The following is a 15227-nucleotide window of genomic DNA, read 5'->3' as shown; positions in this document are numbered from 1 at the left end:
TCGGTTTGTGCATCACAGCACTACAGATATTTCTGAACGATCGGAAGTAAGTCTTTGCCTGCAATTAACAAGCGTCTACTCAATTTGTGGATGCAGACAAGAAAGTGAGAGGAAACTATGGCTTTATCACGACGTCAATTTTTTACCTTGGCAGGTGCAAGTGCTGCGGGTACCGTCCTGATGTCTCCGTTAAAGGCACTTTATGCCCAATCAGCTAACGGTCAATCTATCCGTGGGGAAGGTTATGGTGCGCTTATCCCCGATCCCAACGGTTTGTTAGACCTACCCAGGGGATTTCGCTATCGTGCTTTCTCCCGAACGGGTGACCTTATGAGCGATGGCAATCCAGTGCCAGCGGCTCATGATGGCATGGCTGCTTTTGCTGGATCAAATAACACGACGATCTTAGTACGCAACCACGAACTCAGTCCGGGTCAATTGAGTACACCTAGAGCGATCGCGCCAGCGAATAAACAGTACGATCAACTCTGCCGAGGTGGCACCACAACCCTCGTTGTAGGGTCAGACCGCAAGCTAGTTAAACATTACGTATCGCTAGCAGGTACTTATCGTAACTGTGCAGGCGGCCCCACCCCTTGGGGATCTTGGATTAGCTGCGAAGAAACCACCGCGACAAATCGACCGTTTACGCTACCCGACGATCCGCAAACGACTTTACCCCAAGGCACTAATCGACCAGGCGACCCTAATAACGTTTCCAAGCCTCACGGCTATAACTTTGAAGTGCCCAGCACTGCCGAAGGTCCCGTAGATCCCGTACCCCTGGTGGCAATGGGTCGCTTTAGCCACGAAGCGATCGCTGTAGACCCCACAACCGGGATTGTCTACGAAACGGAAGATGCAGGCGATGGACTGTTCTATCGCTTCATCCCCAAAGTCCCCGGTGTTTTAAGGCAAGGAGGCACACTCCAGGCGTTAAAGATTAAAGGAATGCCTCAGGCAATTACCAAAGTTAACTTTCCTGTTGGTCAGCCCATGGCAGTAGAGTGGGTCACCATTGACGACCCCGACCCGGCTGGAAACACGGTGAAGGTTGAAGGTTTTGCTAAGGGAGCGGCGCAGTTTACCCGAGGGGAAGGAACTTGGTTTGGCAATAATGAAGTGTACTTTACCTGCACCGATGGTGGCGAAGCCAGGCTGGGTCAGGTTTGGCGCTATGTCCCCGATCTCACCGGGGCAACTGGTGGCACCATTGAACTGTTCGCTGAACCAAGCGATCAAAGTCTCCTAGAGCGTCCAGATAATATTACCGTTGCTCCCTTCGGAGATTTGATTATCTGCGAAGATGGCCCTGACGAGCAATTCGTGCGAGGGATTACTCAGCAAGGTCGGCTTTACAATTTTGCTCGGAATGCGCTTAACACCAGCGAGTTTGCCGGAGCTTGTTTCTCGCCCGATGGTCAGACAATGTTCGTTAATATCCAAACCCCTGGAATTACCTTTGCTGTTTGGGGCCCTTGGGAACGTCGGCGAAGCTAACGTTGTAGTTAACTGATTCACCCATTTGTATCAAAAACCCCATTGAAAAAGATTTCAATGGGGTTTTTTACTGACTTAATCTATCTTTTGCTAGTTAATGCCATCCTCGCTAATTTTGGAAGACTGCTTCCAGTTACGCCAGAAGTAGTTAATTGTGGCAATAGCAGCGATCGCGAGCAGCCCTATACTACTGCTAGCTTCAGGAACAGGAGTTGCCACCGGATCGGCGCGGAAAACCGCAGTGTTGCCATCTTCAAAACTGGCAAGAAAAGCGATTTGCCCATTATTATTCAGTCCCCCAGTGCTGAGGACAGAAATTCCTCTGACTGTGGAACCAAGCAGTTGATCTCCGGCAGCGATAACTGCGTTATTTGGTGCGGTGTAGATGCCCAACGCCACTCCTGCATTATCAAGATCGGCGGTAAAGGCAACTTGTCCCGCATTGTTGATGTAGGTACCATCACCAAAGAAGCTAAACTTGCCCTCGGTGTCGGCAATAGTAGCAATCTCTGTGCCGTTGCTGATGAAGATGCCATCTTTATCTCCCCGACGTGCTGAAAAGACAACCTCTCCGCTGTCGTTGATACCCGGAACGGTAAAGAAGTCACTAAACAAACCGCTGCCGTCGGCGATGGTTGTGGTGGTTGTGCCGTCACCCTTATAGATGCCGCCTACTTCACCCAGAAAAGCTCGATAAGCAACTGTTCCTTCGTTATTAATGCTTGGAGAACCAAATAACCGGAAAGAGCCGCTGCTATCGGCAATCGTTGTGGTAGTTGAGCCATCGCTGCTGAAGATACCTTCTTCCCCTGCATCCGTAAGGGCATTAAAAGCCACCATTCCCATGTCGTTAATGGCGGGTGCAAAACCGAAGAGATCGAAAAGACCGCTAGTGTCGGCAATAGTTGTAGTGGTTGAACCATTGCTGGTGAAGATGCCGTCTTCCCCTTCATCCAGCACCGCCGAAAAAACCACCGTTCCCTGAGTGTTGATCGAAGGTGTGCCAAAGCTTGCAAAGGAGCCGATGGTGTCAGTGATTTTGGTAGTGCCTGTTCCGCTACCTGTAAAGATACCTTGCTCTTCAGAACTGTCTTGACCAAATTCAGCTCGGAAGACCAGTGTTCCTGCATCATTGATAGCCGGAGGACGCAAGCTACTAAACATTCCGTCGTTTGTATCGGCGATTCTTGTAAAGCTAAAATTAGCCATCTATAACTTCTCTCCTTCAAGCAGATAGATAGTATTGAATTTCTTGCCTAGAGCCGATGCTTATTTAATAAAAATCGGCTTCCAGCAAGTAAAAATTTCTAGTCTGCCCAAAGAGTACATCAGCTGATAAATTTGTAATTTAAGCTTCCGTAAAAGTCTGTGGAATAGTGGGTTAAGAAGTAAAAATATTTACCAAAATTAGAACCTCTGGTACTTGTTTTATCTTTACAATAACCGCATTTTAAGAAAGAAATTGCAGATAAATATACATCTGTGATGTTGACTTTTTCAGGAAAGTATAAACGTAATCAAGAGATTTACTAAACAGACAGGTAGGATGAAGTTATAAGTTTTAGGAAGACCAATTGCGTCGCAGATTGAAGAAGCTTTCGAGGAAGTTCTGTCGTGTTTTACTGCGGCTGAAGCGATCGCGTTGCCAGACTAAAGCAGCTTTATAGAGGATTTCTGACAGAGTTAGGGAGATTGGAGGGAATTGGGCGATCGCGTTTAGCTTAATATTCTGGCGCATCAACAGCGCGATCGCTTCTATCAACTCACTCGCTTCCACCCCCACAATCACCGCACCCAAAATCTCTCCATTTCCCCGCACCACAAACTTACAGAACCCTGTCGTCTCACCCAAAATCTGGGCTTTATCTAAAGTTTTGAAATACTGTCGCACCACAACAACATCCTTGCCATACCTGCGCCTTGCCTGTACCTCAGTTAATCCAACTTGCGCCAGTTGAGGCTCAGTGAAAATTGCCCAACCAATCCCGTAATAGTCCGTCTTAAACCAGGGGAAGAACAGGGCATTTTTTAGGGCAATGCTAGCTTCATACTGGGCAATATGAACGTATGTGGCGCGGAGGGCATAAATGCGGGGATTCGTTGTTTGCAGCCTCTGATTCAGCACCAGTCCCTGCTGGTCAAACTTGACTCCCACGCCTTCTAAATTCAACCCTTCTAGCTGCGGCTGCGGACGAGTAGCGAGCAAAATTTCATCGGCTTCAATCGCCTGATTTCCTGCTTGTACCCATTTTTTCTGATCAATTTGCCTCACCTGGGCGACTGGACTCTCTGTCAGGACGCGGACTCCTTCTGCCTCCAGTTGCGCTTGCATCAGATCAGAGGCTTCCAAGTCAGCACGGGGCAGGATTTGGGAACCACCTACTACCAATGTCACCTCAGCGTTGAACCGTACCAGAGTCTGAGCCAGTTCAATGGCTGTGGAACTCCCGCCAATCACAACCCAACTTTTTTGTAAATCTTGAGGGTTTTGCTGCCATAGGTCGGCTGGTGTCCGGTAGTCGAGGGTTTGTAGCCCGTCAATCTCGTTTACAGGTGCCGCCGTCAGCGTCGCCAGTAGATAAGCGCGCCCTCGCAACCGCCGTTCGTTGACCATAAAGCCAAAGTGAGGGCGGCGGTAAAATTCCCCCTGACCCACAATTACATCAACCCCCAAACTTCCTAGAATTGCTGGCGAGTGTTGTTCAAATTGAGTTGAGACAACTTCCGCTGCCCAGCGCATTGCTTCATCAAAGCGCACGGTGGGGGCAGGGAGTCGTCCTGCTGTCTCATCCCAGTAGATTCCCCATTGCTCGGCATTCCATAACTGTGCCTGCACGCGGCTGACTTGGGCGATCGCCTGGTTATAGAGGGAGCTTGACGCCTCTGGGAATGCCGTTGTGGGCAAGTCTACTAAAGCAACACGCGCTTGGAGATGAGCAGCAGCAACAGCGGCATAAATACCAGCACGACTGCCTCCGATGACAATGAGGTCGTATTCAACTGCCATTAGTTGTTGGTCTGATATAAGTTTTCTGTTGTCAGTGGTTGATCAAGACTGAAGAAATGATCGCCCAATTATTAACTTGTGTAAATTCTAGGGGTATTTTTTCTTTTCTTGGCGCTCTTGGCTAACTAAACGCCATTGCTGCTGCTGAGAATTACGGCTAAACCTGCTAACAAACGCTGATTCTCAGCCATTGTACGCACAGCTACGCGAAAATAGCGATCGCCTAATTCTGGAAAGCTCAGGCAGTCGCGGATTAATACTTGGTCATGGGTGAGGAGTTGTCGTTGCAACTGGGAACTGGGATATTCCGTCTGCACGAGTAAAAAATTGGCACTACCGGGTAAGGGTTGTAATCCTGGTAACGCCGCCAGTCCTTGAAAAAGTTGCGATCGCGTCGGCGCTAACCAATCCCATGTTTGTTGTTGAAAAGCTGTATCGTCTACAACCGCCCTCGCCGCCACCGCCGCCAGAGTGTTAACCGACCAAGGATCGCGCCACTGTTGCCAGCGTTGCAGCCGTTCCGGGTGGGCAACTGCATAACCGAGTCGCAGTCCTGGCAAGCTGTAGAACTTGGTAAGCGATCGCAAAATTACTAAGTTGGGATAATCCTGTATGAGTGGGATCAAACTTTGCTCGCGACCGGGGGGTAGAAAGTCCATAAAGGCTTCATCTACCACCACTAAGGCAAATTGCTCCAGATAAGGGACAATTGCCTCTCGGTCGAATAGCTGCCCCGTAGGGTTATGGGGGTTATTGAGCAATAAACCACTACCCTGATCAGCTTCTAGCCTAGGAGGGGTGATGAATGGGCAGTTTAAATTCTCAACACTTAAGTCCAGAGGGCAGCCAATAATATTGCCATTAAATGCCTGTAGCGCCCGTCGGTAGTCACTAAAGGCTGGAGTAACTACATAAGTTTTTTCCAGGACGGAAAGTTCTCTGCCAGCCCAGGTGAGTAACTCAGCCGAGCCATTCCCTGGCAAAATCCACTCTGGTGGGATGCTGGGATGTAGCTGAGACAATGAATCCCGCAAGGCGTGGTAATTCGGGTCAGGATAGGCGCTGAGGGTTCCTAGAGCCTCGGCAATCGCCGCGATCGCGCGTTTGGGAGGCCCTAGAGGATTGATGCTGGCAGAGAAGTCAAGAATCAAGGAAGGGGAACAGCCGGCTACTGCCGCTGCCCAGGCTAAGTTCCCCCCATGAGTCGGTCGCTTCAAGAATTAATTTCCGTTCAAGCTCAACCGTTACTTGTCAGGTGCAACTTTCTCCTTAAATAGCTTCCCGGCAGAAAAGGCTGGCACCTTAGTTGCGGGAATTTCCATTTTGTCGCCAGTTTTGGGGTTACGACCTTCACGGGCTTTGCGTTCCCGCGATTCAAAGGAGCCGAAGCCCACCAGTGTGACTTTGTCGCCCGTAGAAACAGCTTCCATAATCGCCTCTAAAGCGGCGGTTAATACGGCATCAGCCTGTTTTTTGGTAACAGTTGCTTTAGCAGCCACCTGATCAACTAATTCGCCTTTGTTCATTGTTAATCTCCTGATCGTTTAAGGTTTGGGTCAACTTTTGCTCCTCAATTTTGACTTTGGGATTGATAAAGTTGACCCTTAGAGCTAGGGTATTCAACAGAAAATCGCTGAAACACTCACAGGCTCGAAGTTTCACTGCATTATTCTAAGCTCTGCTTGCTAGATATGGATCGGTGAAACCTTTAAGTTATGTGGATTTCACCGATTTTTTCGGCAATCTGGCTGCAAAACAGGAGGCGATCGCGCAATTTTGCCTCATTATTTTGCCAATTTTGCTCTGATACATAAACGCTGTTAATCCTTCAGCCCGATAAAAATTAAACATATCTATTACCAACTTAATAATTACTTGCCACAGATGTTTCTCTTTTCTCCCCTAAACATTGAGCAGTTGGGGCAGCTTAAATAGAACATTAATCAATATATAAAGATTAAGTTATTAATTCTCCAAAAAAAGCCCCCTTTTTTAAGGGGGCTGGGAGAGCTATCTCAGCAATAACGACTTAATTGCCTTGAACAGGGAATCCTTGCTGCTGCAGCACTCGGCGTGCATCCGAGCCTGGTACGTAGTTGTAGCCAAACGCCGAGCCAGCCGAATCATCAAGAATCTGAGGTGTCAGCAGCACGATTACCTCGTTGCGCTGATTCGTGCGATTAGTGCTTCTAAACAAAGCCCCCAGAATCGGAATATCACCCAAAATCGGCACCTTAGTGACTGTCGTTTGGTCAGATTCCTGGATGATGCCAGAAAGAATCAGCGTCTGACCATCGCGTATCCGGATTTGCCCTGATTGCAAATCTCGTGACTGTACCAGAGTAATCAGACCTTGGGGAGTTTGGATAGAAGAAGCTGGTGCCGATACCGTTGGATTAACAAACAGCGAGATAAAGCCGTTATCGTCAATCCGGTTGACGTTAATTTCCAGGATTAAACCAGCCTCTTTAATAATTGGTTCCTGAACCGTCGTCGTCACATCGTTTTCAGTGACTGTATTTTGCTCGAACCCGCCAAAGACTTCCTGCGTTAAGTTTACCGTCGCTGTCTCGCCTTCTTGTACCACCAGTGTCGGGTCAGTCAGAATCTTGGCATTGCCACTGGTAATCTGAGCCTGCAATGAGGCGAGGAACCTAGAAGGAGTTTGAAGCAAAGCCGGCAGAGCAGCCGTCAATGTCGCCGGCTGTCCTTGGGTAACGCTAACCGTAGGTGGCTGACCTGCTGCTCCTGGTGTGATCGTGACTATGTTGTCAGTTGGCGGTGTAATATCAGTGAATCCTGGCAGTAGCGGGTTATCTAACCGGATGAAAGGTCCAGGAAATATTCCGGAACCTCGTGGCGTGCTGGTGACTGGAGGGTTACTTCCTGGATTAAGCGTTACTGTTCCAGGAGTGGTACCTGGTACAGTTATCGGGTTGTTTGGATCGAGGAAAACCTGAGCTCCTGCAAAGGGATTGGGGACGACTGTTGGGAAGACAGGACTACCAGCGACTTGTCCGGAAGTAGGTGGACTAAATCCGCCGTAGTTGAAGGCGGCGGCTCCGCCATCAACAGCAAAGAAACCATCCCCAAGTCCGAAGGAGAAGCTGCTGTTAAAGGCATCTGTTCCTAACAAGTTAATATCAACAATCTTGACGTTCACCGCGACTTGACGACGCCGTAAATCTAACTGCGTCAACAGTGCGGAAGCGATTTCAATCTTACGCGGCTCACCAATTAAGGTGATCGCATTGAGGCGCTCATCCGGAGTAACCGCCAATCCTCTTAGCACTAAAGGTCCTGTTACTGCGGCTCCGGCTCCGGCTGCCGCCACCTCGACGGTTGGGGCGATTCTTTGGACACTCGTAGTCGTGTTAGTAATCCTTTGAGCGGCTGCCCCTTCGCCCACTACCGTAAGCGTCGTTTGAGTGCTAATCTGCTGCTGCTCCGCTCCCTGAGCAATCAGGAAACCCACAGCCTGGGATGCTGTGACTTGATTGAGACGCAACGTGCGAGCCACGAGATTGCGAGCTTCTAGAGGCAGTTGGCTGCCAACAAAAATTGTGCGTCCAACCCGGTTAGCCTGAAATCCAGAAAGCTGGAGAACGAAGTTAAATACATCTTGAACAGCTTCGTTTTCGAGGTCTAGCGAAATCGTTTGCTCGGCAGCACCTGGAGCAGCTCCCTCCGCACCTCCGGCGGCTCCGCTAAAAGCGAGGTTAAGACCAGCAGAACGAGCAAGAAGCGCCAAAACTTCTCGAATCGGCGCTTCTCGTAAAACTAATCGAGGGACGCGCGCTCCGGTTCCCAAATCAATCACTGTGGGAGAGGGATTAATCGTCGAGATCGCAATATCACCCACTGGCGGAGCAACGGCTCTAGGCAAGAAAGGAGGCGCAGGCGCTACAGGCTGTACGACTCCGGCGGGAGCGGCGGGGGCACCTTGAATGATGATTTCGGGATTAGGAACAAGAACGTCCGGCGTTGGTGCGGGAAAAACAGGCTGAGGCGTTGGTGTTGCTTGGGCAGAGGGTTCTGGCTGCGTGCCCGGTGCTGAGGGCAAGTTGGGCACTTGCGCGATTTGTACGGGCGTTTCCGTAGGTGTTGCCGGAAACCGTGATTCTGCCGTGGGGTTAAGTTGGTCTTTTTTGGGTGTTGCTAGGAAGTCAGGTTTGGGTACTGAGGGAGAACTAGCCGATGGGGTTGGTGTTATTGCTATTTCAGGAGTAGCACCGGATTTTTCGTTTTCCGGTGCTGTACCGAAGCTGAGGCTAATTGTTTGGTTGTCTTGAGGTTGAACCTCCACAGTGGGAGCGCTGCTGGCACCCCTGACGGTAACTCGTACGCTATTGATGTCTTGTTGACTAACTAAGACAGACTCAATTCCCGGCAGGGGGTTGTCTGAGTGGAAGCTTTCTTCCTTTTCTAACTTCAGCGTGGCATTGGGAATATCGGCGACAATTTCATTTTCTTGGCTCAGGGTCAAAACTTCCGGTGACGTTTCGCCTCCTTGAGTCTCAAGAGTTAGTTCCAGGTTATTCTCGGCTTGATTAAGCCGTATACCTGTTATTTGTGTCGCAGTTGCCCGCGCTGGCTGGGCTGCCAGGAGCGCCACTGCACTTCCAATCCAAACTCCACATATGAGTGGCTGTCTCACGGTTCACTCCTCACCTACATAAACGCAATTGGCAACTGCTGGCTGTACCTGTAGCTTTCGGGAGTCACTTTCGTTAAACGCTTTTCGACTCTGGAAGCTAACAGTGAGCTAGCAATGCAGTTCTTTATCTACTGGGCTGGTGGGGGGGGAGTCGCAGCTTTTGCGGCTTCCTCCTCAGTCAAAGGCAGCAAAGCTTCTAGCTTGAAACTGGCTCTAATTGTCGGTTGACCACTAGGTACCGCTCTGCCTTGCTGATTAACTACAAATTTTTGAGGTGTTTCACCCTGACCGACCTCGGCTCTAAAGTCTCTGGCTCTTAGTAGCAAAGGCAGTCGCTCAATACTACGGAGAGTAGACAGGACTTGATCAAAAGTGCCTTCAAATTCGACATTATACACCTCTCTTTTGAGCTTACCGTTAACGCCCGCTCCTAAAGAACCATCTTGGACGATGTTTGTCCCTTCCGGCTGAGCCTGCGGCTCAAATTTTTGTAATTTGCCTTGTCTGGAGGTGATAACACTATTGAGGTCTAGTAATAATGTGTCCAGATTTGGTTCATTGCCAAAGAAGGCAAATACATCGCTTCTAGTACGTTTTGCTGCCTCCAGTTTTTGTTTCGTCTGTTCGATTCTTTTTTGGATTGCAGCTTTTTGTTCGATTTGTGCTTCTTTATCAGCAACCGTAGTTTGTAGCGCTTGATAGTTGTCCCAAGCTGGCTTGACTTGATTGACTAAAAGATAGGTAGCTCCCAATAAGCCTAAAACAGCAATTAATGCTCCCCCGACTTTGGGGGTAAAGGTAATTCCGAAGGCAGTAGGATAAGTGGATTGTTCCTCTTGCCCTTCTTCCATGAATCCGTCAGCGTATGTCATTGTTGAATCGCTCCTTTCTGCTGAAGACTTCTAATGCGAGTGACCAGACCAACTGCACCTTTACGATCTAATTCTCGGAGTAACTCAGAGGCTTGGGCATCAGTAAGGCTGGTAGAAATTCGATATTCCACCACTTTTGGCAGTTCGTAACTAATTTGGGCTGATGTCTGGCGCTGGTTTTCTGGTGTTTCTAGTTGGGTGGGGTTATTAACCAGTGAAGAACTCAGCAATTGGGTTTCATTGTTCTTAAAGAAGGGAGATCGTTGAAGCGTCAGCAAAAAGTAGTTGACATCATCAAAGGTGCGGGCGGTTCCAGAAAGTTCTAACTTAACCGTGGGAACATTTGCCGTGGCGGGTTGACCAGCCGCCGCCCCTGGAGCAGGGGTAGCCGCTGCTGGGGCAGGAGCAGCTGCCTCCGTTTGTTGAATTGCTTTAATTTGTACTCCAACGGGAGTGCGTTCGCGAATATCTTGCAACAAAGCTGACCAGGGCTTGATTTGATTGAATACCCCTGTTAGTGCTGCTGTTTCACTGTTAATTTGAGTAATTTGCTGGTTGATGCTAGCGAGTTGTTGCTCTTCTTGCTGTAGTTGTCCGAGTTCGGCAGTCAATCGATTGTCTTCCTCTTGCAACTTAGCGGTTTGTTGCTGGATGAAAAACCACAATCCACCCACTGCTAGTGGAAGGAGTAACCCGACTGCCACTCCGGCAATCAACGGGGTCATTGTCCCCATAGATCGCTGTTGTTTGGCAGCACGAGGGCCAGTTGTCGTCTGAGGTCTATACTCAGGACGGTCATTAAGAAAATTTACATCTAAGCTATACATAACTTTAAACCTCGCGCAGTCCTAATCCCAATACAGTTCCTAATCCTGGGCGTTGTACGGCAGGAATATCTTCGTCTATTTCCAAAGATAGGGCACTCACCGGGTCTACTTTTGTAGTCGGTAAGCTCAATCGTTGCGTGAAGAAGTCATCTAGTTGCCCAATTCCACCTCCTGGTCCCGCTAAAAGCAGTTGTGCTACTTCCAGATTGTCGCTCTGATTAAGATAAAAATCGATCGAGCGACGTAATTCATCGGCCAATTCTCCTAGAACTCTCAAAAGAGCTGCCATCCCAGGATTGATTCCTGTTGCTCCTGTACGTATCCCATCAACTGGTGTATTAGGAATAGTCATTCCTTGTAACAGTTCTGTGTTTCTTGAGGTGGGTAAGTTCATCGCTCGGCTCAGAGCATTCTGAAGTTGGAATGTTCCAATGGGAACCGTCCGGTTAAATTGAGGGACACCATCAACGATAATCGCAATTTCGGTGCTATCAAACTCAAGGTCAATCAGTACTGCGGCTTCTTGGGGAGCAAATTGGCGGAGCTGTTCTCGGATCGTCCGAATCATTGCAAAGCTGTTAATTTCTAGAACATCTACGTGTAGCCCTGCTTGCTGGAAGGTATCGAGATAGGTATCAGTCACTTCTCGACGCGTGGCAACTAGAAGGACTTGGACTTTTTCAATTCCATCTTCATCGACAAAAAAGCCCAGTTTTTGATAATCCAAATCTACTTCTTCACGGGGATAGGGTAGATAAAGACCCGCTTCATGGTTTAGCACCATGTCTCGCAGTTCTTGGTCATCCAATTCCGCTGGAATGGGAATGATCCGAATTACCGCATCCCGCATCGGTACGGCTGTGGCTACTCGATCGACCTTAAGCTTGCTTTCGGCGATCGCCTCTTGAATGATTTCGGCTAACGCCGGAGAGTCGGCAATCTGCCCTTCTTGAAAGATGCCTTCCGGAACTTCTTTCGAGAACATCGTCGTCACTTTATAGCCCTGACCCTGCTTTCGCAGTTGAGCAAGATTGACTCGTTCTGGAGCAAGTTCTATACCGATACCGTTTGTCCGTTTCGATAACAGGCCTTTAAAGCGATTAAACGTAGAAAATCGGTTCATATGCTCTCTGGGCAGTAAGATAAAGTGACGTTGATCTGCTGTGGAGACGCAGTTTAGCAAGATTAATACTGAAGCATGGTAATCAATCTAGCTTAGAATCACCACGGTTAGCGGAATATTTTTTCAGGAAATGAATCTCAAGGGAGCCAAAGCAACACTCCTCAGCCGCGATCGCTCTTAAGCCTGTCATAAAATTGCACCCTCTAATCATTGTAGGAACGTCAAGGGTATATCCCTCGTCTGTGTTCAAATATTAACGGGGAATGGGGGGAGCGGGGGTGAAGTATGAAGGGTGAAGTATGAAGGGTGAAGTATGAAGGGTGAAGTATGAATTCATTAACTCAGATAGCTGTTTACTCTCCTTAACATAAGCACCCCTATTCGCCGACTCAGCACTTGATCAAAGCGGACAACAAATAAACATTGCGTCTTATCCCTGACGATCGCGTTATGGACATATGATCAGTGACTGCTAATGCGATTCGTGAAATTGACAGGTGATATGAGCAGAATCAGAACTTGGAGACGCCTCGGCATTTTTGCTTTGTTGGGGTTTGTGTTGAGCTGGGTGGTTAGCTGTGGTTCAGGACTATCGCCCTCTGCTGCCAACCCAGAAATTGAGTTCTGGACAATGCAGCTACAGCCGCAGTTTACCGACTACTTCAATGAGTTAATTGCCAAATTTGAGACGGAAAACGCTGGGTCTAAAGTCCGCTGGGTGGACGTTCCCTGGTCGGCAATGGAGAGCAAGATCCTGACCGCCGTTTCAGCCAAAACTGCACCAGATGTGGTGAACCTGAACCCCAGCTTTGCCTCTCAGCTAGCAACCCGCAATGCTTGGTTAGATTTGGACGAGCAAGTGCCATCCCAGGTAAAACAGCAGTATTTGCCCAATATCTGGAAAGCCAGCACGATTGATGAAAAGAGCTTTGGCATTCCTTGGTATCTAACAACGCGGGTGACGATTTACAATACAGAGCTATTAAAACAAGCGGGTGTGAGCAAGCCACCTGCCACTTATGAAGAGTTGGCAGACGTTGCCCAGCAAGTGAAAGACAAAACGGGTAAATACGCCTTTTTTGTCACCCTAGTGCCAGAAGATTCTGGGGAAGTCTTGGAGTCTCTGGTGCAGATGGGCGTGCAACTCGTGGACGATCAAGGAAAAGCCGCCTTCAATACTCCAGAAGGGATAGCCGCGTTTCAGTATTGGGTAGACCTTTATCAAAAAGGATTGCTGCCACGGGAAGTGCTTACCCAAGGGCATCGAAATGCCGTTGAACTCTATCAGGCGGGTGAGACAGCACTGCTAGCGTCTGGAGCTGAATTTCTCAAGACAATTGAGAACAATGCCCCGGAGGTTGCTAAGGTTTCCGCCTCGGCACCACAAATTACAGGTAAGACGGGTAAAAAGAATGTAGCGGTGATGAATTTGGTAATTCCCCGCGACACGAGTACGCCGAATGAGGCGCTGAAGTTTGCTTTGTTTGTTACCAATACTGAAAATCAGTTGGCGTTTGCCAAAGCGGCAAATGTTTTGCCTTCAACGGCTGAGGCAGTAGAAGCCTATAGAAAGGAGTTATCGAGTCAGGCGAAGACTTCTCCGGTAGAGCAAGCCCGCAATATCAGTGCCAGCCAGTTACAGGATGCAGAGGTATTAGTGCCAGCGATGAAAGACCTTAATAAGCTGCAAAAGGCAATTTACGAAAATATGCAGGCGGCGATGTTAGGGCAGAAGACGGTAGAACAAGCGGTGGCGGATGCAGCCGAGGAGTGGAATACAGCGATCGCTCAAAGATAAATATGCTTAAGAGACTCTGATTCTGTGGCGCTTGCAAAACTAAAGTCCAATACGGGCGGGCTTTAGTTTTGTTGGAAAAAGTGACCAATTAGGTACAGGGAGCCGCACAAGACGGTTAACGTCTCAGGAACGGCAACGGCGGCTTCTAGGGCGATCGCTAGTTCTGGATAGGTGCGACAATCGGTCAATTCTGGGACGAGGTTTTGGGCTAAAGTTGCTAGGGCGTTGGGATCGGCCCAACTATGATCGGGGACGGGGACGAGGTACAAGCGATCGCCACGCCCTAGCAAAGCACGGAATACATTGGCATGGTCTTTGGTGGAAAGCATTCCCATCACCCAAATCACCGGAGTGTCTAGCGTATCAACGTAGCGGCGGAGAAATTGGGCAGCATCGGGGTTATGAGCGCCATCAATGAGGATAGAGCGATCGCGCCAAGTGAACCACTGGAGACGCCCCGCCCACTTAGTTTTTGCCATCCCAGAGGCGATGGTGTCTTCGGCAATTTTCCACCCTTGTTGTTGCAAAATTTGGAGAGTCGCGATCGCTAAAGCTGAATTACTCAGTTGCATTTCTCCCAGCAACGGTAATGGGTACTTGATACCTTGATACTCTGCCCAACGGCAGGGAATTTCTTGAGTTAGGGACGTTTGGGGTGTGCCTTGATTGTTGGCGGGGGGAGAGAGTAACTCTACGGCGGGCTTTACCCAAACAGCAGCGCAAGCTAATTCAACCACTCGCGCTTTCACCACCGCCTCGGCTTCTGGTGGTAGTTGCCCAATTACTGCTGGGGCTTGAGGTTTGAGGATACCTGCTTTTTCTGTGGCAATTTTGGCATAGGTATCGCCGAGTTGTTGGGTATGTTCCAGGCTAATGGAGGTAATGATACTTACAAGGGGGCGATCGCTAACATTGGTCGCATCTAAGCGTCCCCCCAAACCTACCTCTACTACGGCAACATCTACCTGCTGCTGGGCAAAATACAGCAACGCCACAGCGGTGATCACCTCAAACTGCGTCGGTGAATCTTCACTAAAATCGGGAATTGCCGCCTGAACTTGTAGGAGTAACTGCTTTAGAGCTTCTGAGGAAATTGGTTGTTCATTGAGACAGATGCGTTCTGTCCAATCCACCAGATGGGGAGAAGTGTAGCGTCCCACCCGATAACCTGCCTCAGTCAATACCGCCGAAAGATAGGCACAGACGGAGCCTTTACCATTTGTACCTGCTACGTGAATTATCGGCACAGCGTGATGGGGGTTGCCCAAATCAGCGAGAAGTCGGTTAATCCGTTCCAAACCCAGATGCACGCCAAAGCGCTGAAAACGTTTAAGAAGAGAGTCGATTTCCACAGGTAGAGAAAGTAGTGATAGGGAGCAGGGGGGCAGGCTCACAGGTGTAGGTTTTTTACAAAAGAGAGAAGGGCAAAAGTGGAGGAGGGAA

The 15227-nt window shown here is 49.1% G+C and carries 11 protein-coding genes; 2 read left to right on the top strand and 9 right to left on the bottom strand.

From position 1 onward, the window contains the following. The first annotated feature begins 117 nt into the window (after positions 1 to 117). On the top strand, positions 118 to 1500 hold the full coding sequence (locus AC5JR3_RS16400) for an alkaline phosphatase PhoX (protein WP_495847620.1): 1383 nt from the start codon (positions 118 to 120) through the stop codon (positions 1498 to 1500). Positions 1501 to 1590: 90 nt separating this feature from the next. On the opposite strand, the gene AC5JR3_RS16395 is transcribed toward AC5JR3_RS16400, so the two are convergent. From AC5JR3_RS16395 to pilM, 8 genes are all read right to left on the bottom strand, one after another. Further along, the gene (locus AC5JR3_RS16395; protein WP_495847619.1) at positions 1591 to 2709 is read right to left on the bottom strand and encodes a DUF7453 family protein; all 1119 of its coding nucleotides are present in this window, start codon (positions 2707 to 2709) and stop codon (positions 1591 to 1593) included. 352 nt (positions 2710 to 3061) lie between these two features. After that, positions 3062 to 4507: a dihydrolipoyl dehydrogenase family protein gene (locus tag AC5JR3_RS16390; protein WP_495847618.1), complete on the bottom strand. Its 1446-nt coding sequence runs from the start codon at positions 4505 to 4507 to the stop codon at positions 3062 to 3064. Positions 4508 to 4632: 125 nt separating this feature from the next. Then, complete coding sequence (gene cobD, locus AC5JR3_RS16385; protein ID WP_495847617.1) at positions 4633 to 5724, bottom strand: threonine-phosphate decarboxylase CobD; 1092 nt, start codon at positions 5722 to 5724, stop codon at positions 4633 to 4635. Positions 5725 to 5751: 27 nt separating this feature from the next. Next, positions 5752 to 6033 (bottom strand): HU family DNA-binding protein, encoded by a 282-nt coding sequence (locus AC5JR3_RS16380; protein WP_495847616.1) that lies wholly within the window; start codon positions 6031 to 6033, stop codon positions 5752 to 5754. A 503-nt stretch (positions 6034 to 6536) separates the two neighbouring features. Further along, positions 6537 to 9164 carry a secretin GspD/PilQ domain-containing protein gene (locus AC5JR3_RS16375; protein WP_495847615.1) on the bottom strand — a complete coding sequence of 876 codons (2628 nt, stop codon included), beginning with the start codon at positions 9162 to 9164 and terminating at the stop codon, positions 6537 to 6539. A gap of 128 nt (positions 9165 to 9292) precedes the next feature. Further along, complete coding sequence (locus AC5JR3_RS16370) at positions 9293 to 10036, bottom strand: pilus assembly protein (protein ID WP_495847614.1); 744 nt, start codon at positions 10034 to 10036, stop codon at positions 9293 to 9295. Beyond that, positions 10033 to 10863, bottom strand: a complete 831-nt coding sequence (locus tag AC5JR3_RS16365; RefSeq protein ID WP_495847613.1) for a PilN domain-containing protein — start codon at positions 10861 to 10863, stop codon at positions 10033 to 10035. Before AC5JR3_RS16365 ends, AC5JR3_RS16370 begins: the two co-directional genes overlap by 4 nt. Positions 10864 to 10867: 4 nt before the next feature. Then, entirely contained in the window at positions 10868 to 11986 is a 1119-nt protein-coding gene (gene pilM / locus AC5JR3_RS16360) for a type IV pilus assembly protein PilM (protein WP_495847612.1), read from the bottom strand. Positions 11987 to 12488: 502 nt separating this feature from the next. Here pilM and AC5JR3_RS16355 point away from each other — a divergent pair. Then, entirely contained in the window at positions 12489 to 13784 is a 1296-nt protein-coding gene (locus AC5JR3_RS16355; RefSeq protein ID WP_495847611.1) for an ABC transporter substrate-binding protein, read from the top strand. 62 nt (positions 13785 to 13846) lie between these two features. Here the strand turns inward: AC5JR3_RS16355 and AC5JR3_RS16350 are convergent, their stop codons facing one another. Next, positions 13847 to 15136 (bottom strand): bifunctional folylpolyglutamate synthase/dihydrofolate synthase, encoded by a 1290-nt coding sequence (locus tag AC5JR3_RS16350; RefSeq protein WP_495847641.1) that lies wholly within the window; start codon positions 15134 to 15136, stop codon positions 13847 to 13849. Positions 15137 to 15227 lie beyond the last annotated feature (91 nt).

It is taken from the genome of Kastovskya adunca, from assembly GCF_059505785.1.
Note: the sequence above shows the minus strand (reverse complement) of the source record. Positions and strands in the feature narration are given on the sequence as shown.

Coding starts and splice junctions, on each gene's coding strand:
- AC5JR3_RS16400 (WP_495847620.1), top strand. CDS start 118: ATGGCTTTATCACGACGTCAATTTTTTACCTTGGCAGGTGCAAGTGCT.
- AC5JR3_RS16395 (WP_495847619.1), bottom strand. CDS start 2,709: ATGGCTAATTTTAGCTTTACAAGAATCGCCGATACAAACGACGGAATG.
- AC5JR3_RS16390 (WP_495847618.1), bottom strand. CDS start 4,507: ATGGCAGTTGAATACGACCTCATTGTCATCGGAGGCAGTCGTGCTGGT.
- AC5JR3_RS16380 (WP_495847616.1), bottom strand. CDS start 6,033: ATGAACAAAGGCGAATTAGTTGATCAGGTGGCTGCTAAAGCAACTGTT.
- AC5JR3_RS16370 (WP_495847614.1), bottom strand. CDS start 10,036: ATGACATACGCTGACGGATTCATGGAAGAAGGGCAAGAGGAACAATCC.
- AC5JR3_RS16365 (WP_495847613.1), bottom strand. CDS start 10,863: ATGTATAGCTTAGATGTAAATTTTCTTAATGACCGTCCTGAGTATAGA.
- pilM (WP_495847612.1), bottom strand. CDS start 11,986: ATGAACCGATTTTCTACGTTTAATCGCTTTAAAGGCCTGTTATCGAAA.
- AC5JR3_RS16355 (WP_495847611.1), top strand. CDS start 12,489: ATGAGCAGAATCAGAACTTGGAGACGCCTCGGCATTTTTGCTTTGTTG.